This window comes from Nonomuraea sp. ATR24, from assembly GCF_041950485.1.
In the GTDB taxonomy this organism is placed as follows: Bacteria; Actinomycetota; Actinomycetes; order Streptosporangiales; family Streptosporangiaceae; genus Nonomuraea; species Nonomuraea ceibae.
Window position 1 is genome coordinate 215,470 of the sequence record NZ_JBGNUU010000009.1, and the last position, 22,560, is coordinate 238,029.

Below are 22,560 nucleotides of genomic sequence, written 5' to 3' on the forward strand. Positions count from 1 at the left end.
CCAGCCGACGGGGGAGCGCCGATGTCCTATCCCAACTACGGCCCTTCCTATTACGGCCCGCCGCCGCAGACCCATCCCAACGGCACCACGATCCTGGTGCTGGGCATCCTGAGCCTGGTGGTCTGCGCGATCCTCGGCCCGTTCGCCTGGAACATGGGCACCAAGGCGCTGCGTGAGATCGACTCCAGCGGCTACGTCTACGAGAACCGCGGCATGATCCAGGCGGGCCGCATCTGCGGGATCGTCAGCACCTGCCTCATGCTGGCGGTCGTCGGCCTCTACGCCATCATGTTCGTCTTCTTCGGCGGCATGGCGCTGCTCGGCGGCGTCTCCAGCTCCCTCTAACCGCCCAGGCCCCGTTCCAGCAGGTCGAACGCCCGCTCGGTCTGCTCCTTCAGCGCGGGCTCGATCACGCTCCACGGCTCACCGGCGGCCATCCGGCGCACCGCGTAGCCGGACAGCGCGCGGGTCGCGCCGAGGATCTGCGCGGCGACCACCCGCGGCGTGACGTCGTCCCCGTCGCGATCGAGCGCCGCCGCCAGCGCCTCCTCGCGCTCGTCCTGGATCTCGCGGATGCGGGCCAGCAGCGACGGGCTGGCGCGCACCAGCGCGTCGAACACCTCGGCCCCCTCGTTGAAGCCGTAGCGCCAGCTCCGCGTGGCGATCGCGTCGAGCACGTCGCGCCGGAACGCCCGCACCACGCTCTCGCCCGGCTCGCGCCGCCGCGCGACCTCCTCCGGCCTGCCCTCGGTCCAGTCGCGCCGGTCGAGGAACAGGTCCTCCTTGGCCGGGAAGTAGTTGAACACCGTGTTGACCGACACGTCGGCGGCCCGCGCCACCTCGGCCACGGTCACGCTGTCGAACCCGCGCGCCGCGAACAGCCCCATCGCCACGTCCGCGATGCGCTGCCGGGTCTCGCGCTTCTTCCGCTCCCGCAACCCCATGCCCGCCATCGTACCCAAACTGCAGTGACTCCAAATTTGTGGTTACTCTAATTTTGGAGGCGATGAAGTGATCAACACGATCGGTCTGACGAAGACCTTCGACGGCGGCGCGACAGCCGTCGCCGACCTGACCATGTCCGTGGAACCCGGCGAGATCGTCGGCTTCCTCGGCCCCAACGGCGCCGGCAAGACCACGGCCATGCGCATGCTCACCACCCTGCTCGGGCCCACCTCGGGCACCGCCGTCGTGGCCGGCCACGACCTGCTGGCCGACCCGCGCGAGGTGCGCCGCCGCGTCGGCTACGTCTCGCAGACCGGCGGCGTCGACCCCGCCGCCCCCCTGCGCGAGGAACTGCTGCTCCAGGCCATGCTGTACGGGCTCAGCCGGGCCGAGGCGGCGGCCGGGACCGCCGAGTCGCTGGCGCTGCTCGGCCTGACCGGGCTGGAGGACAGGCCGGGCGGCGCGCTGTCCGGCGGGCAGCGGCGCCGCTTCGACATCGCGTTCGCGCTGGCGCACCGGCCCGTGCTGCTGTTCCTGGACGAGCCGACGACCGGGCTCGACCCGCGGAGCCGGGCCGCGCTGTGGGACCACGTCCGCACGCTGCGCGCCGAGCGCGGCGTCACGGTCTTCCTCACCACCCACTACCTCGACGAGGCCGACGCCCTCTGCGACCGGCTGCTGATCATGGACCACGGCCGCGTCGTCGCCGAGGGCGCCCCGGCCGCGCTCAAGACCGGCGGGCGCACGCTGGACGAGGTGTTCCTGGACGTCACCGGCAGGCCGCTGGCCGAGGAGGCGGGCGTCTGATGCGCGACACCTGGATCCTGTTCCGCCACAGCGTGCGGGCGAGCCTGCGGCAGAAGGCCGGGGTGCTGTTCGGCGCCGTCCAGCCGCTGCTGTTCCTCCTGCTGTTCGGGCCGATCTTCGTCACGATCGGCACCTGGGAGACGCTCGTCCCCGGGCTGATCGTGCAGCTCGGGCTGACGAGCACCGGCCTGGCCGGCTTCGGCGTGGTCTTCGACCGGCGCTCGGGCGTGCTGGAGCGGCTGCGCGTCACCCCGGCGAGCCGCCTGTCGCTGCTGCTCGGCCGGGTGCTCGGCAACGCGGTCACGCTCGTCGCGCAGACGCTTCTGCTGGTCGCCGCCGGCTACGCCTTCGGCATGCGCGCCCCGCTCGCCGGCCTGGCGGCGGGCCTCGCGCTCGTCGTCGTGCTCGGGACCGGGCTGGCCGCGCTGTCGTACGCGATCGCGCTCACGATGGACGAGCACCTGTTCGCGCCCGTGATGAGCACGGCCGTGGTGCCGCTCGTGCTGCTGTCGGGCTCGTTCCTGCCCATGTCGATGGCGCCGGGCTGGCTGGACGCCCTGTCGCACGCCAGCCCGTTCCGTTACGTGCTGGAGGCCCTGCGCGAGCTGTTCGCCGGCCGCTACGCCTCCGCCACGGTGGTCACCGGCGTGGCCGTGGCGGTCGCGTTCGCCGCGATCGGCCTGCTGGTGGGCACGCGGGTCTTCGGCGAGCGGGCCGCCTGACGGGGGATCAGGCCGCGCTCCTGGCCCGGCGGCGCAGCGAGGCGAGCACGCCCGCCGGGTCGACGATCCCGTAGCCGTAGCCGTAGTCGAACCCCACCTCGCTGCGGTCCTCGGCGGTGCGCCGCAGCAGCGCGCGCAGCTGCGACGGCGACAGCCGGGTGGCGGGCCACAGGGTGCGCACCGCCGCGACCAGGCCCGCAGCCACCGGCGCCGCCGCCGACGTGCCCGAGTCGGGGGTGCCGTCGCCGAACGCGGCGGACCCGTCGAAGTGCGTGTAGGCGCACACGTCGGGCTTGCGCGCGGTCAGCCGCCCCGGCCCCTGGGAGGAGTAGCCGACCCGGACGCCGTTGACGTCGACGCCGCCGACCGACAGCGCCTTCGGGTGGGAGTTGCCGCCCGAGATCGGCCGCTCGGTGTAGGCGCACCGGCTGTCGGGGCACTCTCGCCCGCAGTTGCCCGCCGCGAACACCACGTCGGCGCCCGCCGCGTCGAGGCTCGCGATCATCAGGTTGAACGGGTGCGCCCCGTTGTCGGAGTAGTTGCCCGGATGCCCCACGGGGAAGTCCCACTCGGGGGAGAACGACCCCCACGAGTTGTTCACCACCAGCGCCTTGGACCCGGCGGGCTGCGCGTCGATCACCGTGCGCAGGTGCGCGAACGCCGCCACCGCGTCGGACAGCAGCCCGTCGAGCGCCGAGCCGCCCGGCCGGGTGGAGCGCAGCAGCGGGAGGTCGAGCAGCCGCGCCTGCGGCGCCCCGAGGAGCGCGTCGAACGCGCACATGGTGCCGTGGTCGACCTCCGACTCGCCCGGCCTGTCGGGCACCCCCGCCGGGCGCCAGCTCCGCTCGGCGTCGAGCGCGACCGGGCGGCCGAGCCGCCGGGTGAGGTGGGCGAGGTTGATGCCCGTGTCGAGCACGGCCAGGGGCACGTTCGCGCCGTCGAGGCCCTCGGCGTGCAGGCTCGGCACGTTGAGCAGCCGCTCCACGTCGTGCCAGGTGCCGGAGGGGCGGTCGCCGCCGCACAGCGGCGAGGACTCGATGACCGGGTCGGCGAACACCCCGACGACGTCGGGCCGCAGCGTCGGCAGCAGCGCCATCCGGGTGGCGCGCTCGTCGTCGGAGATCGTGCCGCGCACCAGCACCGAGGCGTCCTCGGCGGCCAGCGAGAAGCGCAGCGGCTGGTTGAGCGAGAGCGGGTCGCCGCCCGTGGCGGGCACGGGCCGGGGCAGCGCCACGGGGGTGAACTCGGTGTCGAGCTCGACACCGGGCAGGCCGTCGGCGACGTCGGCGGTCGTGGCGCGCCGACCGGGATCGGCGACGGCCGCGACCAGATCGGGTGAGGGGCGAAGCTGGATGAGCACACGCATGAGAGTCACCACCGGGGGGTCTGACGAAGCGAACCTTTCCACATTCCTGCATCCGCCGCGCCACGTCCACCGTGACTTGACCTGCTAAAACGCCGTAAAAGCCGCTTAGTACACGAAGATTGTTCTCGGCCTTTCAGGCTTCCGTCCGGGACGATCGTTCACTACCGTGAGTCAGCATGACGCTCCAGGCGCAGAAGGCGGTCGACGGCGGCGGCACCAGCGACCACTGGCTGGCGGTGCGCCCGAGGCTCATCCTCGCCAGCGCCTTCATGCTCTTCCTGGAGCTGGCCCTGATCCGGTGGACCGGCTCCAACATCGTCCACCTGAGCTACTTCACCAACTTCGTGCTGCTCGGCTCGTTCCTCGGCATCGGCCTGGGCTTCCTGCGCGTCGGCCGCTCCCGCCGCCAGCCCTACTACTCGCCGCTCGTGCTGTTCGGCCTGGTGCTCGTCGTCCTCACCTTCCCGGTCACCGTCGACCGGCAGACCGAGGGCGTCCTCTACTGGACCAGCCTCGGCACCACCGGCCCGCCCGCCTGGGCCATCCTCCCGGTCATCTTCTGCGCCGCCGCCGTCATCCTCATGGGCCCCGCCGAGCTGGTCGGCCGCTGCTTCCCCGAGCTGCCCCGGCTGGAGGCCTACCGCTACGACCTGATCGGCAGCCTCACCGGCATCGCCGCCTTCACCGCGCTGTCGTTCCTCAGCGCGCCGCCGGTGTTCTGGGGCCTGATCGCCGCCGTCTGCTACGCGATCCTGCTCGTGCCCCGCCCCCGCCTGCCCTACGCGGCCCTCGTCGTCGTCCCCTCGCTGGCCGTCGTCGGCCTGCTGCTCGCCGAGACGCTCACCGCCGGCGCCGTCTGGTCGCCCTACTACAAGGTCACCACCCGGGCGATGCAGGTGCTCGGCGTCCCCGCCACCGACATCGCCGTCAACGGCATCCCGCACCAGCTCGCCTCGCCCGCCGTCGCCCGCCTGCAGTGGGAGGGCCAGTACGGGCTGCCCTACCAGCGGGCCGCCGCCGCGCCCGACGACGTGCTCATCGTGGGCGCGGGCAGCGGCACCGACGTCGCCATCGCGCTGCTCAAGGGCGCCAAGCACGTCGACGCCGTCGAGATCGACCCCAAGCTGCGCGAGCTCGGCGGCTCCGTGCACCCCGACCGCCCCTACTCCGACCCGCGCGTCACCACCCACGTCACCGACGGGCGCGCCTTCCTGGAGCACACGAGCAAGAAGTACGACCTCATCCTGTTCGCGCTGCCCGACTCCCTCACGCTCGTGTCGGGGGCCAGCTCGCTGCGGCTGGAGAGCTACCTGTTCACCGTGGAGGCCATGCGGGCCGCCCGCGAGCACCTCAAGCCCGGCGGCGCCTTCTCCATGTACAACTTCTACCGCGAGACCTGGCTCGTCGACCGGCTCGCCAGCACCGTGCAGAGCGCCTTCGGCCACAAGCCCTGCGTCGACGTGGTCAGCATCCGCGGCCAGCAGGCCGTCATCACCGCCGGCGACACCCCCGCCGCCCAGCGCTGCGGCGTCGAATGGCCCGGCGCCGCCGCCACCAGCCCGCCGCCCGCCGACGACGACCGGCCCTTCCTCTACCTGAAGGACCGCACGATCCCGCCGATCTACATCATCACCCTCTGCCTCATCCTCATCGTCAGCCTGCTCGCCGTCCGCCTCGTCGCCGGCCCCTACCGCCGGATGCGCCCGTACGCCGACCTGTTCCTGCTCGGCGTGGCGTTCCTGCTGCTGGAGACCAAGAGCGTGACCGGGTTCGCGCTGCTGTTCGGCACCACCTGGGTGGTCAACGCCATCGTCTTCGCCGGCGTGCTCGTCGCCGTGCTCGCCGCCGTCGAGGTGACCCGCCGCTTCCGCACCCCACCCCTGCCGGTCATGTACGCGGTGCTGCTCGGCGGGCTCGTGCTCGCCTGGCTCGTGCCCAACCAGTGGCTGCTGTCGCTCCCGCTGCCGCTGCGCGCCCTCGTCGCCGTGACCGTCGCGTTCCTGCCGATCTTCGCGGCCAACGTGGTGTTCGCCAAGCGGTTCGCCGACTCCGCCGACGCCACCACCTCCTTCGGCGCCAACCTCCTGGGCGCCATGGTGGGCGGCTGCCTGGAATACCTCGCGCTCGTCATCGGTTATCAGGGGCTGCTCATCGTGGCCGCCGTCCTTTACCTCGGCGCGTTCGCCCTGTTGCCCCGCCGGGCACTGGCCTGAAACCCCCACGGGGCCGGGTTTGCCGGGGCACTTATGGCTTGACCTGGGCTTTTGGGAATGTTTGGGGTAGCCTCGTGGTTGTAACCACCTGAGCGCCCATGAGTCCGGCTCCGCGCGGCGATGTCCCCGGTGACCGAGCGACCCCGGCGGCTCGATCATCCAGCACCTCTTCTTCCGCAGTGGCCCACGCGCCCCGTCGAGGTGTCCCGCAGTAGCTCCGCGTGTCCACGCGGACGCATGCTGTCCACATCCAGGAGGAAATACCGCATGACCATCACCAGCAACCTGCGCAAGTTCCGCAAGAGCGCGCTGCTGGCCATGGCCACCGCCGTGACGGCCGTGGGCATCGCCGGCCCCGCCATGGCCGTCCCCGCCGACCTCCCCTACGGGCAGGACGTCTCCAACTACCAGCCCGCGCACGACTGGGCCGCCAGCGGCGCCGACTTCGGCATCGTGAAGGCCACCGAGGGCGTCGACTTCAAGGACCCGACCTTCGCCCGCCACTGGAAGGAAATGGACAAAAACAAGCTTGTCCGCGGCGCCTACCACTTCGGGCACCCCGCCAACGATCCCATCGCCGAGGCGGACTTCTTCCTCGCGGCGGTCGACAGCCAGCCCGCCAAGGCCGGCGACCTGCTCGCCCTCGACCTCGAGGTCACCGACGACATGCCGTCCGCGCACGTCAACGCCTGGGCCAAGAAGTGGCTGGCGCACGTGAAGGCCAAGACCGGCGTCACGCCGCTGTTCTACAGCAGCCAGTCCTTCGCCGAGGAGCACGGCGCCGGGCTGGGCGCGTACCCGCTCTGGGTCGCCAACTACGGCAAGGCCAAGGGCACCGTCACGCCGCCCGCCGACTGGAAGTCCTGGGCCATCCACCAGTACTCCGACGACCCGGTGGACCAGAACGTCTCGGCGCTGACCGTCGACCAGCTCCGCGCCCTGGGCCGCCCGGCGAAGTGACCCCCGGGCCAGGACCCGTACCATCCGCCCCCTGAGAGAGCGGCCGCGCGACGCGCGGCCGCTCTTCGGCGTCCGCGGCCTTCCGGTCGCGGTCCAGGCAAAGATCATCCCAGAGGTGGATCACTCACCTGATCCACTTCCCGAACCGTCCCTAGTTACCGGCCCGGCGGCGTCGCCATGTGCCGGGTGCCATGCCCTCGTGCCGGCGGAACGCCCGGCTGAAAGCGGCGTCGGTGTCATATCCGATCGCATGGGCGATCTGCTGCAAACCAGCCTCGGTGTCACGCAACAGCGTTTTGGCCCGGTGCATGCGCCAGTAGGTGAGGTAGCTGATGGGTGATTCGCCTGTCTTTCGTTTGAACGCTACGGCGAACGCCGCCCGCGACATCCCGGCTCTGCACGCGAGTGCCCCCACCGTCCACGGATGCGCAAGATCGGAGTGCAGGTCCCGCAGTGCCGGCTCGAGCTGCGGGTCGCTGAGAGCGGACAGCCATCCGGATGAGCTCTTGGCGGGCGACGAGACATAGGTGCGAAGGGCGTACACGAAGAGGGCATCCGCCAGGCGGCTCATGAGAAACTCGGCACCGAAACCGGAGAGAATCCGCTCCTGTTCCAGCAGCTTGAAGGTGGAGCGCAATGCGTCACCGGCCGAGTTGTCGGGATCGAGCCGCAGCACAGGAGGCAGCACTTCCAGAAGCGGTTCGGCGACACTCGTGTTGAAGGACAACCGGGCTGAGACGATCTCCGTCGCCGGTCCCGTTGTGCCGTGACGCACGGAAGGTCCCCGTCCGGCCGCCAGAAGGCTCTCGCAGCTGACCAGGGATCGCCCCGGCTCGTCCGCGAGGATGAACTCGGAGCCGGCCCGGACCAGAAAGCAGATGCCAGGGGCGAGCAGCTCCGGGGCGGCGCCCGTGTCCGGCTGCCACCAGCAGCGCCCGCTTTTGATCATCATCACGTACGAGGCGCCGGGCGACTTGAAGGAGATCCCCCAGGCTCCACGGGCCTCCACGCTCACGAACCGCGAGTCCTCGACAGCTCCCGCCGCCAGGACATCATCGAGGGCATCCATCTCGCAATCCTAGACGTTCAGTCATAAAAGCAAGACGATTAACGTTCCTCCGTCCTGACCAGCCGCCGTAGCGTGAACAGCACACGGGCAGCACGTGGGCAGAGGACGGGGCCCGAAGCGATCGGCCACGGTCCCTCCGCAGGCCGGGAACATCATCCGTCATCTGTCCACCACAGCATCCGGCCCACATCCACACCACTGGAGTTGACTTGCCTGAGTTCATTGCCCCGGCTCCCTCGGTTGCCGTCGCCTTCCACTCCGGATACGGGCACACCGCCGTCCTCGCCGAGGCCGTCCGGCGGGGCGCGGCAGACGCCGGCGCCGACGTCAGCCTCATCCCGGTGGACACCATTCGAGACGAACAGTGGCAGCGATTGGACGATGCCGACGCGATCGTCTTCGGCTCACCCACCTATATGGGCAGCGCGTCTGCCAAGTTCCACGCGTTCGCCGAAGCCACCAGCCGCCGCTTCTCGGAAGGCCGCTGGGCTGACAAGCTCGCCGCCGGCTTCACCAACTCCGCCTCCATCTACGGCGACAAGGCCGGCACGCTCGCCTTCTTTGCCACTTTCGCCGCCCAGCACCGCATGTTGTGGATCAGTCTCGGCCTTGCCCCCGGCTGGAACTCCACCACCGCCTCCGAGAACGACCTCAACCGCCTTGGCTTCTGGGGCGGTGCCGGAGCTCAGACCCCGCTGGACGGCGGTGTCGACACCGTTCACCCCGCTGATGTCGCCACCGCCGAGCATCTCGGCGCCCGTGTCGCCCGCCAGGCGTCTCTTGTAACGGCCGGACTCCGCGTCGCGTCCGCCGCCTGACGCGACGACCGGCCCTGAGCCCCGGTGCCGGCCCGGGCCTCGCCGTCAGGCCGCGAGCCTGAGTCTGGGCCCCGGTGGCAGGCCGCGCGGCCCCCGGTGTCAGGCCGGGGGCCGGTTCGGTGCTAGAAGCCGCACAGCTCCTCCAGGGACTGCGCCTCCGCCTTCTGGTTGTTGCGCGTGGGCGTCTGCGACGGCTTGGCCGTGACCGACTGCGACGGGGTCGGAGTGACCGCCGGGGCGCCGGGGGAGGCGGCCACGTCCGCGGCCTGGGCGCGGCGGGCCGGCCGCGTCGACGCCTTGATCGCCCGGTCCGTCGCCTTGCGGATCTTCGCCCAGTCCGGGCTGCCCGGCCAGTACCCCGGCGGCACGAACTGCAGGCTGCTGATCCGCGCGTCCTTGACCTTGAGCCCCAGGTTCAGCAGCGGCGGCAGCAGCTCCTGCGGGATGTTCGTCTCCGCCATCCGCCGGGCCGCACCGGCGATCTTGGTGAAGTTGGCCAGGATCTTGTCCGGCGTCGCCTGCTGGGCGAACGCGCCGATGACGCAGCGCTGGCGGCCCATGCGGGAGAAGTCGTCGCTGCCCACCCGGGACCGGCCGTACCACAGCGCCTGCTCGCCCGTCAGCGTCCGGTAGCCCGCCTTGATCGTGCCCGCCGTGCCGAATGTGCCGCCCCACGGCACGTCGTGCTCGACGCGGATCTTCAGGCCGCCGATGGCGTCCACCAGGTCGGCGAAGCCGTACATGTTCATCAGCGCGTAGTAGTCGATCTTCAGGCCGAGCGTGTAGCCGATGGCGTCCATCAGCGCGCGCGGACCCTTGTTCTTGCCCCCGGCCTGCTCCGGGTGGTCGTTGGCGTACTGCCAGACCTCGTTGAGCAGGCCGCCGCCGCGCAGCTCGGCCATGTAGCCGTTGGGGAACACCTTGCGCAGCGGCGACGTCGGGGGGAAGCGCACGTGCTGCAGGTTGCGCGGCAGGCTGAACAGCACCGTGTTGCCCGTCGGGATGTGCACGCTGGCGACGTTCATGCTGTCGGTGCGCATGCCGGTCCGGTTGCCGGCCGCGTCACCGCCGATGAGCAGGAAGTTGACCCGGTCCTTGCCGTTCCACGGGTCCTCCTCCTTGACCGGCTGCGCGTCCGGGTCGCTGGAGGCAGGGCGGAAGATGTGCGTGATCGTGTTCTTCGTCTCCTGGACCCCGTTGGCCCCGTACCCGAACGGCACCATGACCGCCACGCACAGCACGCCGACCAGGATGCCGGAGATGATCTGACCCTGCCGGTCCAGCCTGGCGGGGCGCAGGGCGGCGTACGAGAAGGCGACGAGGGCGAACCACGCGAGCGCGCACGCGCCGGAGACGATCGTCAGCGTGAGGAGCCAGCCGGGGGAGGCGAACCTGGTGGCCGCGGTGGGGTCGTTCCACACCACCAGGCCGAAGGCCAGCAGGGCCAGCAGCAGCACCGCGTACGAGGAGACCAGGATCAGGCCGGTGCGGCGGCGCCCGGTGCGCAGGTGGGCGGCGCCGGGCAGGACGGCCGACAGCAGCGTCCAGCCGAGCACGCCGCCCAGCGAGAGCGGCTTGGCGAACTGCGGCGCGCTCCCGCCGCCGCCCGTCCGCGAGCCTCCCCGTGAGCCACCGCGTGAGCCACCGCGCAGGCCGCCGCCGATCCGCGAGAACGCGCCCGCCGCGCCCTGCCGCGCACCCGCGCCGCCCCGGCCCGCGGCCTCGTCCTGGCCGTGCCGGCCGGTCCCGTCCGGGCCGGCCGGGTCCGCGTTCGGGTCGCCGGCGCCGCCTCTGCCGCGGCCTGCCTGGCCCCTGCCGCGTCCGGGACGGGTCCCGGCCCTGCCGGAGGCCGCTCCGCCTCTTCCGGAGGCAGATCCGGTCCTCCCGGAAGGCGTCCTGCCCCGCCGGGCGGACGTCTCACCCTGCTCGGGCGGCGCCTCACTCCGGCTGGGGGTCGCGTCGTCCCGGCCCTGGGGTGTGTCGCCCCGGCCGCGTGGGGTGTCGTCCCGTCCCGCAGCCGGACCGCCCGGGGTGGGGCCGGGGCCGGGGGGCGGGTTGCCGGGCCCTGCGGGAGGGTTCCCGGGGCCGGTGGGGCTTTGGGGGGCTCGCCGGGCCGGGGGCGGCGTGTCGCCGCCGCGGGGGGCTCTGGCGCGGCCCGTGCGGCCCTCGGCGGCGGCGTTCGCGTCTCCGGCGGGGTTCAGGGGAGGGCGGGCCGGGTCTTGGGGGGCGTCGGGCGACTGGCCGGCGGCGGGACGGGAGCGGCGAGGGGTACGCCGTTTCCTGCCACCCCCGGGCGCGGCGCCTGACCCATCCCGATTGCTCACACCGGCTCCTTCACACGCCTACCAGGCAGAACCCGTGGGTTTGCCCCCCATTGGCACAAGATTGCCAGGATTCTAGCTGCCATATATGGACATCAAAGACATGTGCCCAAGCTGAGATGAACGCCATGTGACCTCATGACGTCGCCGAGGAAGGCATCACCCAGGTGTTGCACTGGTACGCCTGGCTCTTCTCCCAGCCCTGCCGGAACCACCGCTGGTTGTTGGCCCGGGAGCCGTGGTCACGCGGGTAGCCGGGATAGTCGCCCACCTGGCCGTAGAACCAGAACAGCTCCCCCCGGCGGGCCGTGTTGATCGGGTAGCTGGCCGCCACCGAACGCATCCACATCCCGCCGAAACACGTTGCCTGGAGCTCCAGGCGCCGGCTGAGCGCGAGCTTGCCGCTGTTGCTCGACGAGTCCAGCGTCTGCGCCCACCACGAGTCCATCAGGCCGGTGATGTTCTGCACGTGATGTCCGTACTCGTGGGCCATCATGCTGATGATCCCGCCATGCCAGGAGATGATCTGGCCGTAGCCGCGCGCGTTGCCGTTCCCCTTGGCCATGGCCGAGGTCGAGGCGTAGATGGTGCTGTTGCGCGGGCAGTAGTACGGCACCATGCTCCCCGGCTGCGGATAGTCCCCGCACGCGCCCCTGCCGCGCCCTGACGCGATCGCGTAGTTCGGCGGGCGGAACGGGATGCCCTGCTTGCTGAGGATCTGGCCCCACGCCCGGTCCATGCACTTGCTGGTCCTGAGGATCAGCGACTTGAGCTGGCTGTGGCTGAAGATGCTCGCGTTGCCCGCCCGGCACGCCATCCTCGGCAGCGCGCCCGCCCGGTACATGGTGTTGTTCTTCAGGCTCCGGTTCAGCGTGACCTGGCGGGGCGGCTCGACCGTGGTGTCCGGCTCGTCGTCCCGCGTCGGCGTCTCCGTCGGCCTGCGGGTGGGCTGCTCGGTGGGCTGCTCCGTGGGCTCCTGGGTGGGCTGCTCGGTGGGCTCCCGGGACGGCTCCCGCGTCCGGCCCTCGCGGGGCTCGTACGGGGACGCCGTCGGGATCGCGACCGGCGTCGTCGACTCCGAACGCGAGCCCGACCCGCCGAACAGCGCCGCCCCGATGACGATCAGCAGGAACAGCCCCGCCACCGCGCCGAACACGCCCCCGACGACCCCGGCCACGCCGATGCCGGACTTGCGGCGCGGCGGCTGCCAGTTCCCGTACGGCCCGTGCCCCGGCGGGCGCGGCGGCGGAGGCGGCTGCTGCCAGGGCGCCCCCTGCGGAGGCGGCGGCGGATACCCGTGCCCCGCCGGCGGCCCCTGCGGCATCCCGTGCTGCGGCCCCTGGGGCGGCCCCTGGGGCATCCCGTGCGGCGGGCCCTGGGGAGGGGTCTGCTGCGGGTACGGGCTGCCGTGCTGTCCCGGGTACGGGCTCCCGGGCGGCGGCCCGGGATGCGGCGGCTGCCCCGGATGGGGCGGCTGGGGATACGGGGTGCCGGGCCCCGGCGCGCCCGGGTACGGGTGCGCGGGCGGCTGCCCCTGGGGCGGGTACGGCGGCTCCTGCGGGGGCCGCTGCGGCGGCTGCCCGTAGCCCGGCGGGGGCCACGGGCGCGAGGGTGGCCTCTGGGGCTGTCCTGGCCCCTGGGGCGGGGGAGGGTACTGCCCGTTGCCTGTCACCGTGTTGCCCCTTGAGTCGCTTGTCCGGAATGCGTGACTTGCTGGGTCACGTCCCGGGGCTTTGCCAAATTTGGGGCAGAAGCATACTGATTTATCATCCGTCACGGATGTAGCAGCACTCGGTTACAGTCCGAAATCATTCGAGGTGATCTCCGCTATGTCCCGCACTCCGCGGCGGCCGTTGTCCTAGCTTCTTTGCCATGAACCTCCAGCAGCTCCGCTATGTGGTCGCGACTGCGGAGCACCGCACCATGACCGATGCGGCCAAGTCGCTTTACATCGCACAACCTGCGCTTTCCCGTGCGATCCGGGATCTTGAGCGGGAGCTCGGCCTGACGCTCTTCGCCCGCTCCGGGCGCGGCGTGGTGGTCACGGCGCAGGGCCGCCGGGTGGTGAAACTGGCGCGGGAGGCGCTCGACGCCGTCCGCGAGATCGAGGGCCTCGCCGGCCACGGCGGCGGCGGGGAGGCGGAGCTGCGCATCGCCTCCACCCCGAGCCTGGAGCCGGGCCTCGCGGGGCGGCTGCTGCCCGCCTACGCCGCCGAGCATCCCGGCGTCCGCGTGCACATCGTCCGCTGCGACGGCCGCGACGCCGTGGTGAGCGCCATCAGGGACCAGCGGGCCGACCTCGGCCTGACGGACCTGCCGGTGCCCGGCGACCTCGTCACCCACCCCCTCGAACGCCAGGAGATCGTGCTGATCTCCCCGCCCGGCCTCGAACTGCCCAACCCCGTGCCCATGCGCCGGCTCGACGGCATGCGCCTGGCCCTGCCCGCCCGCGGCAGCGTCCGCCGCCGCGAGCTCGACGCCATGTTCGGCAAGTACGCGGTCAGCCCCCGCGTCGTCCTGGAGACCGACGAGCGCAACGGCTGGCTCAACGCCGTACGCGCCGGTCAGGCGTCCCTGCTGTGGTATCGCGGGATGGCCGAGCAGGCCAGCAGAGCCGGCCTCGTGGTCCGCTCCCTGGAGCCCGCCGTGCGCCGCGTCATCGCCGTCGTGCACGCCCGGCGCCGCCTGCCGCTGATCGCCCAGGACTTCCTGATGACGGCGGAGAAGGGCACCGCCGCCTGACGGCGCCCCGGCCCCGGGCTGTTGGCGATCGGCAAGAAAAGTGCAAACCCCGGCTGAGAGCATCTCAGCGGAGGGATACATGCGCTTCAGGATTCTCGGCCCGCTCGTCATCGAACGCGATGGGGGCGAGCTGCACCTCGGGGGAGGCCTGCAACGCGTCGTCATGGCGCTGCTCCTGCTGGAGGCCAACCGGATCGTGCCGCTCGACCGGCTGATCGAGGCGGCCTGGGGGCACGCGCCGCCCGGCACCGCGCGCAACCAGATCCAGATCCGGGTGTTCCAGCTCCGGAGGGCTCTGGACGACACCGTCCAGCCCTTCCAGGTGCTGCTGACCCGGCCGCCCGGCTACCTGCTGAAGGTCGGGCCGGGCAGCCTCGACCTGGCCGACTTCGACGCGCTCGTGGCGCGGGCGCAGGAGGAGGACGCCGAGCGGGCCGCCGCGACGCTGCGCGAGGCGCTCGCCCTGTGGCGCGGGCCCGCGCTCGCCGACGTCGAGAGCGACCTGCTCCTGCCGGTCGCGCACGACCTGGAGGAGCGGCGGCTGCTGGCCCGCGAGCGGCTGGCCGACCTCGACCTGGAGCTGGGCCGCCACCAGCAGCTCGTGGGGGAGCTGCGGCGGATGGTCCAGGACCACCCGCTGCGCGAGCGGCCGCACGGCCAGCTCATGCTCGCCCTCTACCGGTCCGGACGCCAGGCCGAGGCGCTCGACGCCTTCCGCGACTACCGCGGCATGCTCCTCGACACGCTCGGCCTCGAACCCGGCGACGAGCTGCGCCGACTGGAGCTGGCGATCCTCAACCAGGACGCCTCTCTCGCGCTCGGCTACGACACCGCGCCGGGCCGCCCCGCCGTCCGCCTCCCCGGCGCCCCCCGCCCCGGCGACGCGCCCGTACCCCCGGACGACGGCGCGCCCGAGCAGCCCGATGAGGAGTCCCGCGAGGAGTACGAGCCCGGCGACGAGGCGGCGGGCGGGCGCGGGCTGCCGCCGGTGCCGAGGCAGCTGCCGCCCGTGTTCTCGCCGCTGTCCGGCAGGGACGCCGAGCTGGAGCGCGTCGCCGCGATGCTGCGCCCCGGCGGGAGCGCGCTGCCGCTGGCCGCGATCGTCGGCCGGGCCGGCGTCGGCAAGAGCGAGCTGGCGCTGCACGCCGCGCACCGGGCCGCCGCCGACTTCCCCGACGGCCAGCTCTACATCGACCTGCGCGCCGGGGAACTGCAGCCGGCCGACGTGCTGGGCCGGTTCCTGCGGGCGCTCGGGCTGACGTCGCTGCCCCGGGGACTGGAGGAGCGCAGCGCGCTGTTCCGCTCGACGGTGGCGGGCAGCAGGCTGCTGGTCGTGCTCGACAACGCCGGCCCCAGCCCGGGGGTGTGGCCGCTGCTGCCGGGCGCGGCCCCGTGCGCCGCCCTGGTGACGACGCGGGAGCGGCCGGTCGGCCTGCCCGGCAGACAGGTGCTGCGGCTGGACGTGCTGGGCGAGCGGCACGCGGCCGACCTGATCGTCCAGGACATCGGCCCCGCCCGCGCCGCCCGCGAGCCGGACGCGGTCCGCACGCTGGCGCAGCAGTGCGGCGGCCTGCCGCTGGCGCTGCGCATCGCGGGCGCCCGGCTCGCCGCCCGCCCCCGCTGGCGGGTGGAGACGCTGGTCGCGCAGCTCGCCGACTCGCGCACCGCGCTCGACGCGCTCACGCACGGCGACGTGGAGGTCCGCGCCAGCCTCGACGTCAGCTACGCCGCCCTGTCGCCGCGCGCCCGCCTGCTGTTCCGCCGGATCGGCCTGCTGGGCTGCCCCCAGGTCGCGCCGTGGCTGGCCGCCGCGCTGTGCGACGCCGACCCGGCCGACGGGGTGTCGGGCCCGCTGGCGGAGCTGACCGACGCCTCGCTGCTGCGCCGGACCGCCGGGGGCCGCTACGGCATGCACGATCTCGTACGCGCCTTCGCCGAGGAACGCGCCCACGCGGAGGAGACCCGCGAGCAGCGGGCCATGACGGTCGAGCGGGCCTGCACCGCCCTGCTGGCCCTCGCCGAGCGGGTGCACGAGCGCCACTACGGCGGCTTCTTCACGATGCTGCGCGGCAAGGGCACCGCCACCTCCGCCGTCACCGCCGAGCTGGCCGACGAGCTGATCGGCGAGCAGCCGCTGCCGTGGCTGGACGAGGAGCGCGCCGTCCTGCTGGCGGCGGTGCGCCAGGCGGGCGCCCACGGCCTGGACGAGCTGTGCTGGAACCTGGCCATGACCGCCGTCACCCTGTTCGAGGCGTACGGGCACTTCGACGACTGGCGGTCGGTCACCGAGCACGCCAGGCGGGCGTGCGTGGCGGCGGGCAACGCCAGGGGCGAGGCCGCCATGGTCTACTCGCTGAGCTCGCTGCTGCTGTTCGAGCAGCGCTACACCGAGGCCGGGCCGCTGCTGCGTGACGCCATCCGGCTGTTCGGCGACATCGGGGAGATCCAGGGCCGCGCGCTGGCGCTGCGCAACCTGGCGCTGGTCGAGCGGGTGGGCGGCCGGGGGGAGGTGGCGCTGGCCCGCTACGCCGAGGCGCTGCCGCTGCTGCGGGCCGTCGGCGACCGGGCCGCCGAGGCGCACGTGCTGGTGAACGTGGCCGCCGTGCACCTGGAGGGCGACCGGCCGGGCGAGGCGGAGCCGCTGCTGGAGCGGGCCCTGGTGACGTTCCGGGCGGAGGGCGTGCCGCGCGGCGAGGCGCAGACGCTGACCAGGATCGCCGAGCTGGCGCTGCGCCGGGGCGACGCGGCGGCGGCGAAGGAGTCGTTCGCCCGGGCGGCGGCGATCGTGGGCGCCGTGCACGACCGGATCGGCGAGGTGTACGTGCTGCACGGGCTGGGGGAGGCGCAGGCGGCGCTGGGCGAGTCCGAGCAGGCGGAGGCGACGCTGCGCCAGGCGCTGGCCCTGGCGGTCCGGCTGGGCGAGCGGCACATCCAGGGCCGGGCCGGTCTCTCGCTGGGGCTGCTGCTGGGCGGGCGGGGCGACCCGGAGGCGGCCGAGCACCTGCGTACGGCGCACGAGCTGTTCGCCGGCATGGGCGCCGAGCGCTGGCGGGCGAGAGCCGCCCAGGCCCTCGCCCGCTGATCACCCCCGGTCAGACGCCCGGCTTGGCCGGGTCGCCGGTCCACGTCATGTCGCACGAGCTGGGGATCTCGGGCTGGCACGGCCCGTCGGAGCGGACGGCCTGGGCCGGCGTGGCGAGGCCCGCGGCGACGGCGGCCGCCAGGGCGGCGACGATGACGATTCTGCGCATGTGAAGCACCTCCGTGATGAGTCGCGAGGACTCTAGGGAGCGCCGCTTTCGACGCGCTTTACGGGGTTTCAGCCGCGCGGCAGCCACACCACGGCCCGCAGCCCCGGCCCGGCGTCCTCCAGGTGCACGGTGCCGCCGTGCGCGCGCACGGTCTCGCGCACGATCGCCAGCCCGAGCCCCGCGCCGCCCTCGTCGCGGCTGCGCCCGGAGTCGAGCCGGGTGAACCGGTTGAACACCCGCTCCCGGTCCTCCTCCGGGATGCCGGGCCCGTCGTCGGTGACGGTGAGCGTGCCGTCGGACGTCAGCGCCACCTCGACCTTGGACGCGGTGTGCCGCACGGCGTTGTCGATGAGGTTCGTCAGCACCCGGCTCAGGTCGAGGGCGTCGCCCCGCACCACGACCGGGTCGCACGCGGTCAGCCGTACCTCGCCGTAGCGCTCGGCGCACTGCCGCACCACCTCGTCGAGGTCGACCGGCTCGCGGCGGCCGGGCACGCCGCCGCGCTCGTCCAGCCGGGCCAGCGCCAGCAGGTCCTCGGCCAGCCGGTGCAGCCGCAGCGTGTCCTCCAGCACCCCCTCGGCCGTCTCCCGCCAGTCCTGGCCCTCGGGATGGCCGAGCGCCACCTCCAGCTGCAGCCGGATGCTGGCCAGCGGGCTGCGCAGCTCGTGCGCGGCGTCGGACACCAGCGCCCGCTGCCGCTGCTCGGCCTCCTCCAGCCGCCCCAGCATGTCGTTGAGCGTGGTGGCCAGCGAGTGCACCTCGTCGCGCGACTCGGGCACCGGCAGCCGCCGCGACCGGGCGGTGTGGGTGATGTCGGCGGCGCCGCGCCGCAGCGCGCTGATGGGCCGCAGCGTCCTGCCGATGATCATCCAGCTCGCCACGGCCAGCAGCACCACGAGCAGCGGCGTGCCGACGAGCAGCACCCGGCCGGCCGTGCCGATGCTGGTCTGGATCTCCGCGACCGGCCTGGCCGCGATCACGGTCTGGCCCCGGTCGGCGCGCAGCACCACCACGCGCAGCGGCCCCGGGATCGCGTACGGCCGGCCGTCGACGAACACCGCCTGCCCGCCCGCCAGAGCCTCCCGCCGGGCGGCGGCGCCCAGCAGCGGCACCAGCCGGTCGGCGCCGTAGGTGACGTGCGTGATGCGCTCGTCCGCGTCGAGCACCTGCACGATGGTGCCGTCGTGGGTGGTGATCGGGCTGGTCAGGGTGCCGGCGTCGGCGTGCACCCGGACGGTCTGCGCCTGCTGCCTGGTCGAGTCGTCCACCGTGGAGATGAGCGCCCGGTCGAGCACGCTGAGCAGCACCGACGCCGACACGGCCAGCGCCAGCGCGAGCACCGCGGCGGCCACGGCGGTGAGGCGGAAGCGCAGCCCCTGCCGCCGCCACCACGTCATCGGGCTCTCAGCCACCGTCGCCGGCCAGCCGGTAGCCCGCGCCGCGCACGGTCTGCAGCGCGTTCCTGCCGAACGGGACGTCGATCTTGCGCCGCAGGTAGCCGACGTACACCTCGACCACGTTCGGGTCGGTGTCGAAGGTGTCCCACACGTGCTCCAGGATCTCCGCCTTCGACACGACCTCCTCCCGCCTGCGCAGCAGGAACTCCAGCAGCGCGAACTCGCGTGGCGTCAGCTCCACCTGCGTCTCGCCGCGCAGCACCCGGCGGCGGGCCGGGTCGAGCGTCAGGTCGCCGGCCGACAGCACGGCGGGCCGCCGCCCGGCGTCGCGCCGCAGCAGCGCCCGCAGCCTGGCCACGAGCACCACGTACGAGAACGGCTTGGTCAGGTAGTCGTCGGCGCCCAGGTCGAGGCCGTCGGCCATGTCGTACTCGCCGTCCTTGGCCGACAGCATGAGGATCGGCACCCAGTTCTCCTCCGCGCGCAACTGCTTGCACACGTTGTAGCCGGACAGCCGGGGCAGCATGATGTCGAGCACGACCACGTCGTAGTCGCCGTTCCTGGCCTGGTGCAGGCCCTGCTCGCCGTCGTGGGCGAGGTCCACGGCGAATCCCTCGGCCTGCAGCCCCCGCTGGAGGGCGGCGGCCATCCGCCTCTCGTCCTCGACGACCAGAACTCTCATGCGGCGATTCTCCCGTCCTCCCCCTGAGACCCGGCTGAGAAGGCTGAGAGGGATCTCAGCTCGTCTCAGGCTCGCCTAAGGATGCATCACACAGGCTGGCGGCATCGACATACCGTTAAGGAGTGAGATGCGAAGAGGCACGTTCGTGAGGTGGGGAGTGCCGATCGCGGCTGCTGCCGTGATCGGGGCCGCGATCGGCGCCGGTCCGGTCGTCGCCGCGGTGAGCGGCGACCCGGTGCTGCCCGAGCGCTCGGCCCAGCAGCTGCTGGCCGACGCCGCGGCGGCCGCCCAGAAGACCGAGGGCATGCTGCCGATGTCCGGCACCGTGCAGCAGACGGCCTCGCTCGGCCTGCCGGCGCTGCCGGCGACCAGCTCCGCCGGGCCGCTCAGCCTGCTGTCGGGCTCGCACGAGATCAAGGTCTGGTACGGGGCGGGCGACAAGCTGAGGGTCGCGATGCCGACCCAGATGAACGAGACCAACCTGATCGTCAACGGCGACCAGGCGTGGTACTTCGACAGCGCCACCAACACCGCCACCAAGATCATTTATGACGGGAAGCGGCCGCACGACGCGGCCGAGACCGCCCCGGCGGAGCTGACCCCGCAGGCGGCGGCGGAGAAGGTGCTGGCCCAGGCCGACGAGCACACCGCCGTCAGCGTGACCAACACGGCCGAGGTGGCCGGCCGCCCGGCCTACCAGCTCGTGCTCAAGCCGAAGGACGCCGGCTCCCTGGTGGAGGAGGTGCGCCTGGCCCTCGACGGGGAGAACTTCGTCCCGCTCCAGGTGCAGGTGTTCGCCAAGGGCTCGGCCGAACCGGCCTTCCAGGTCGGCTTCACCCAGGTGACGTTCACGCCGCCCGCGCCGGAGAACTTCGCCTTCACCCCGCCCGCCGGGGCCAAGGTCGAGGAGAAGAAGCTCACCGCGCCCCAGGAGGGCGAGGGCGGCGAGCGGGCCGAGGAGCACCGTGAGGAGGCGAGGAAGGCCGCCGAAGAGGTCAAGATCGTCGGTGACGGCTGGACCTCGGTAGCCGTGCTGCCCGCCTCCGTGGCCGACCTGAAGGCCCAGGACGGCCGCCAGGCCGGCGAGCAGGGCGAGCAGGGTGAGGACGGGTCGCCGTTCGGCGGCGACGGCGGCGCCGACCCGGCCGCACTCCTCGAGACCGTCCTGAAGTCCGCCACCCCGGTGAGCGGCCCGTGGGGCTCCGGCAAGCTGATCACCACCAAGCTCGCCACGGTCCTGCTGACCGACGACGGCCGTCTGCTGGTCGGCGCGGTCACCCCGGAGGAGATCACCAAGGCGGCGGGCGTCAGGTGACGACCGCCACGCAGGAAGCGGGGGCGCCTCTCGGGGCGGCCCCGCCCTCCGACGCCGCCATCGTGACCAGCGGCCTGACCAAGCGCTTCCGCGGCGGCCAGGTCGCCGTCGACGCGCTGGACCTGGCCGTGCCGCGCGGGTCCGTCTACGGCTTCCTCGGGCCGAACGGCTCGGGCAAGACCACCACGATCCGCATGCTGCTGGGCCTGGTCGCGCCCACCGAGGGCGAGCACGCGCTGCTCGGGCTGCCGCTCGGCCAGGCGCTGCCCCGGGTCGGTGCGCTCGTCGAAGGACCGGCCTTCTACCCGTACCTGTCGGGTGAGGCCAACCTGCGCCGCTTCGACGCCGCCGACCCGACAGCGACGCCCGCCACCGCCAAGGAGCGGATCGGCGAGGCGCTGGAGCGGGTGGGGCTGAGCGCCGCGGCGGGCAAGCGGTTCCGCAACTACTCGCTGGGCATGCGCCAGCGCCTGGCCATCGCCGCCGCCCTGCTCGGCCCGCGCGAGCTGCTCATCCTGGACGAGCCGACCAACGGGCTCGACCCGCAGGGCACCCGCGAGGTGCGCGCGCTGGTCAAGGAGATCGCCTCCGGCGGCACCACCGTCTTCGTCTCCTCCCACCTGCTGGCCGAGGTGGAGCAGATGTGCACGCACGCGGCGATCATGCGGGCCGGCCGGCTCGTCGCGCAGGGCACGATCGCCTCGCTCAGCGGCGGGCGCGCCACCCGGATCCGGGTCGAGACGCCCGACCCCGCCGACGCCGCCCGGGTGCTGGGCGCGCTCGGCCTGGCCGACGTGCGCTCCGACGAGCACGTGAGCGCCGAGCTGGGCGGGCACGCGCCCGAGGAGGTCAACGCCGTGCTCGTCCGCGAGGGCGTGGCCGTGCGCGGGCTCGCCGTGGTGCGGCCGAGCCTGGAGGACGTGTTCGTGGGACTGACGGGAGAGGGTTTCGATGTCGACGGCTGAGACCACCACCGGTACGGAGGCGGCGACGCGGACCGACCGGCCCCGCCGCACCCCCGGGCTGGTGCCGGTGGCCGAGACGATCGGCAGCGCCGAACGCCACGCCCCCGAGCCGCCGCCGCCGGGACTGCCGTCGCCGCCGCGCCGGCCGGGCGCGTTCTGGCGGCTGCTCGGCTCGGAGCTGGGCCTGACGTTCCGGCGCCCGCGCAACCTCGCCATGCTCGCGGTGGTCGCCACGGTGCCGGTCGTCGTCGGCGTCGCGCTGCGGATGGTCGGCGGCGGCGGGGACGACGAGATGAGCGGGCTGATCGCCAGCGTGGCGGGCAACAGCCTCATGCTGACGTTCGTCTCGTTCTCGTTCCTGACGCTGCTGCTCATGCCGGTCGCCGTCGCCGTCGTCGGCGGCGACTCGATCGCCGGCGAGGCCGGCGCGGGCACGCTGCGCTACCTGCTGGCCGCGCCCGCGGGCCGGGGCCGGCTGCTGGCCGTCAAGTTCCTGAACGTCGTCGTGTACGCCTACGCGGTCACCGCCGTGGTGGCGCTGTCGGCGCTGCTCACCGGGCTGGTGCTGTTCCCCGTCGGGGACGTGACGCTGCTGTCGGGCACCACCGTCTCCGTGACCGACGGGCTGCTGCGGATCGCCGTCAGCGTCGGCTACATCGGCGCCGGCATGGCCGCCCTGGGCGCGGTCGCGCTCGCCCTGTCGACGTTCACCGAGGTGCCCATCGGCGCGATCGCCGGCGCGGTCGTGGCCGTCATCGTCTGCCAGGTGCTGCGCGCCATCCCGGAGCTCGCGCCGCTGGAGCCCTACCTGCTGCCGGCCCGCTTCACCGGCTTCGACGCCGTGCTGCGCGCCCCCGTCGACACCGGGGCGCTGCTCGACGGGCTGGCGGTGTTCGGCGCGTACACCGTGCTGTCGCTGTCGGTCGCGTGGGCGCGCTTCACCGGCAAGGACATCACCTCCTGACGGGCGCGCCCCGTACGGGCCGA

Annotated in this window: 19 protein-coding genes; 11 read left to right on the forward strand and 8 right to left on the reverse strand. The window is 73.2% G+C overall.

Features of this window, described 5'->3' with window-relative positions:
- The first annotated feature begins 21 nt into the window (after positions 1-21).
- The gene (locus tag ACBI99_RS23305; RefSeq protein WP_219517301.1) at positions 22-345 is read left to right on the forward strand and encodes a DUF4190 domain-containing protein; all 324 of its coding nucleotides are present in this window, start codon (positions 22-24) and stop codon (positions 343-345) included.
- Here ACBI99_RS23305 and ACBI99_RS23310 read toward each other — a convergent pair.
- A complete protein-coding gene (locus tag ACBI99_RS23310; protein WP_219517300.1) occupies positions 342-944 on the reverse strand; it encodes a TetR/AcrR family transcriptional regulator in 603 nt (200 codons plus the stop codon). The two genes, ACBI99_RS23305 and ACBI99_RS23310, sit on opposite strands and share 4 nt — an antisense overlap.
- 67 nt (positions 945-1,011) lie before the next feature.
- Here ACBI99_RS23310 and ACBI99_RS23315 point away from each other — a divergent pair, with 67 nt between their 5' ends.
- Both ACBI99_RS23315 and ACBI99_RS23320 read left to right on the forward strand, forming a co-directional pair.
- Positions 1,012-1,752 carry an ABC transporter ATP-binding protein gene (locus tag ACBI99_RS23315; protein ID WP_375073452.1) on the forward strand — a complete coding sequence of 247 codons (741 nt, stop codon included), beginning with the start codon at positions 1,012-1,014 and terminating at the stop codon, positions 1,750-1,752.
- On the forward strand, positions 1,752-2,474 hold the full coding sequence (locus tag ACBI99_RS23320) for an ABC transporter permease (RefSeq protein ID WP_219517298.1): 723 nt from the start codon (positions 1,752-1,754) through the stop codon (positions 2,472-2,474). The genes ACBI99_RS23315 and ACBI99_RS23320 overlap by 1 nt, the downstream gene beginning before the upstream one ends.
- A 7-nt stretch (positions 2,475-2,481) precedes the next feature.
- Here the strand turns inward: ACBI99_RS23320 and ACBI99_RS23325 are convergent, their stop codons facing one another.
- The gene (locus tag ACBI99_RS23325; RefSeq protein WP_219517297.1) at positions 2,482-3,840 is read right to left on the reverse strand and encodes a S8 family serine peptidase; all 1,359 of its coding nucleotides are present in this window, start codon (positions 3,838-3,840) and stop codon (positions 2,482-2,484) included.
- A gap of 176 nt (positions 3,841-4,016) precedes the next feature.
- Here ACBI99_RS23325 and ACBI99_RS23330 point away from each other — a divergent pair, with 176 nt between their 5' ends.
- The gene (locus ACBI99_RS23330) at positions 4,017-6,053 is read left to right on the forward strand and encodes a spermidine synthase (RefSeq protein WP_219517296.1); all 2,037 of its coding nucleotides are present in this window, start codon (positions 4,017-4,019) and stop codon (positions 6,051-6,053) included.
- A 267-nt stretch (positions 6,054-6,320) separates the two neighbouring features.
- Positions 6,321-7,013, forward strand: coding sequence for a glycoside hydrolase family 25 protein (locus tag ACBI99_RS23335; protein WP_219517295.1), 693 nt, complete (start codon positions 6,321-6,323; stop codon positions 7,011-7,013).
- Between the two features lie 151 nt (positions 7,014-7,164).
- Here the strand turns inward: ACBI99_RS23335 and ACBI99_RS23340 are convergent, their stop codons facing one another.
- A complete protein-coding gene (locus ACBI99_RS23340) occupies positions 7,165-8,082 on the reverse strand; it encodes an AraC family transcriptional regulator (protein ID WP_375073453.1) in 918 nt (305 codons plus the stop codon).
- A gap of 209 nt (positions 8,083-8,291) precedes the next feature.
- On the opposite strand from ACBI99_RS23340, the gene ACBI99_RS23345 reads away from it, so the two are divergent.
- Positions 8,292-8,900, forward strand: coding sequence for a flavodoxin family protein (locus tag ACBI99_RS23345; protein WP_375073454.1), 609 nt, complete (start codon positions 8,292-8,294; stop codon positions 8,898-8,900).
- 122 nt (positions 8,901-9,022) lie between these two features.
- On the opposite strand, the gene ACBI99_RS23350 is transcribed toward ACBI99_RS23345, so the two are convergent.
- Positions 9,023-10,456: an LCP family protein gene (locus tag ACBI99_RS23350; protein ID WP_375073455.1), complete on the reverse strand. Its 1,434-nt coding sequence runs from the start codon at positions 10,454-10,456 to the stop codon at positions 9,023-9,025.
- A 901-nt stretch (positions 10,457-11,357) separates the two neighbouring features.
- Complete coding sequence (locus ACBI99_RS23355; RefSeq protein ID WP_375073456.1) at positions 11,358-12,545, reverse strand: neutral zinc metallopeptidase; 1,188 nt, start codon at positions 12,543-12,545, stop codon at positions 11,358-11,360.
- Between the two features lie 548 nt (positions 12,546-13,093).
- Between ACBI99_RS23355 and ACBI99_RS23360 the strand changes: the two genes are divergently transcribed.
- Positions 13,094-13,963, forward strand: coding sequence for a LysR family transcriptional regulator (locus ACBI99_RS23360; RefSeq protein ID WP_219517291.1), 870 nt, complete (start codon positions 13,094-13,096; stop codon positions 13,961-13,963).
- 79 nt (positions 13,964-14,042) lie between these two features.
- Positions 14,043-17,045 carry a BTAD domain-containing putative transcriptional regulator gene (locus tag ACBI99_RS23365; RefSeq protein WP_375073457.1) on the forward strand — a complete coding sequence of 1,001 codons (3,003 nt, stop codon included), beginning with the start codon at positions 14,043-14,045 and terminating at the stop codon, positions 17,043-17,045.
- A gap of 10 nt (positions 17,046-17,055) precedes the next feature.
- Here ACBI99_RS23365 and ACBI99_RS23370 read toward each other — a convergent pair whose 3' ends face one another.
- The 3 genes from ACBI99_RS23370 to ACBI99_RS23380 all read right to left on the reverse strand — a co-directional run bounded on the left by ACBI99_RS23370 (position 17,056) and on the right by ACBI99_RS23380 (position 19,293).
- Positions 17,056-17,214 (reverse strand): hypothetical protein, encoded by a 159-nt coding sequence (locus tag ACBI99_RS23370; protein WP_357592028.1) that lies wholly within the window; start codon positions 17,212-17,214, stop codon positions 17,056-17,058.
- A 68-nt stretch (positions 17,215-17,282) separates the two neighbouring features.
- Positions 17,283-18,626: a sensor histidine kinase gene (locus ACBI99_RS23375; RefSeq protein ID WP_375073458.1), complete on the reverse strand. Its 1,344-nt coding sequence runs from the start codon at positions 18,624-18,626 to the stop codon at positions 17,283-17,285.
- Positions 18,619-19,293, reverse strand: coding sequence for a response regulator transcription factor (locus ACBI99_RS23380; RefSeq protein WP_219517285.1), 675 nt, complete (start codon positions 19,291-19,293; stop codon positions 18,619-18,621). The genes ACBI99_RS23375 and ACBI99_RS23380 overlap by 8 nt, the downstream gene beginning before the upstream one ends.
- Positions 19,294-19,420: 127 nt before the next feature.
- On the opposite strand from ACBI99_RS23380, the gene ACBI99_RS23385 reads away from it, so the two are divergent.
- Genes ACBI99_RS23385 through ACBI99_RS23395 form a run of 3 tightly spaced genes read left to right on the forward strand, consistent with a single transcriptional unit; the run spans position 19,421 to position 22,537 of the window.
- Positions 19,421-20,608 carry an outer membrane lipoprotein carrier protein LolA gene (locus ACBI99_RS23385; RefSeq protein ID WP_375073459.1) on the forward strand — a complete coding sequence of 396 codons (1,188 nt, stop codon included), beginning with the start codon at positions 19,421-19,423 and terminating at the stop codon, positions 20,606-20,608.
- Entirely contained in the window at positions 20,605-21,573 is a 969-nt protein-coding gene (locus ACBI99_RS23390) for an ABC transporter ATP-binding protein (protein ID WP_219519556.1), read from the forward strand. Before ACBI99_RS23385 ends, ACBI99_RS23390 begins: the two co-directional genes overlap by 4 nt.
- The gene (locus ACBI99_RS23395; RefSeq protein WP_357592024.1) at positions 21,560-22,537 is read left to right on the forward strand and encodes an ABC transporter permease; all 978 of its coding nucleotides are present in this window, start codon (positions 21,560-21,562) and stop codon (positions 22,535-22,537) included. The genes ACBI99_RS23390 and ACBI99_RS23395 overlap by 14 nt, the downstream gene beginning before the upstream one ends.
- The last annotated feature ends 23 nt before the right edge of the window (positions 22,538-22,560 follow it).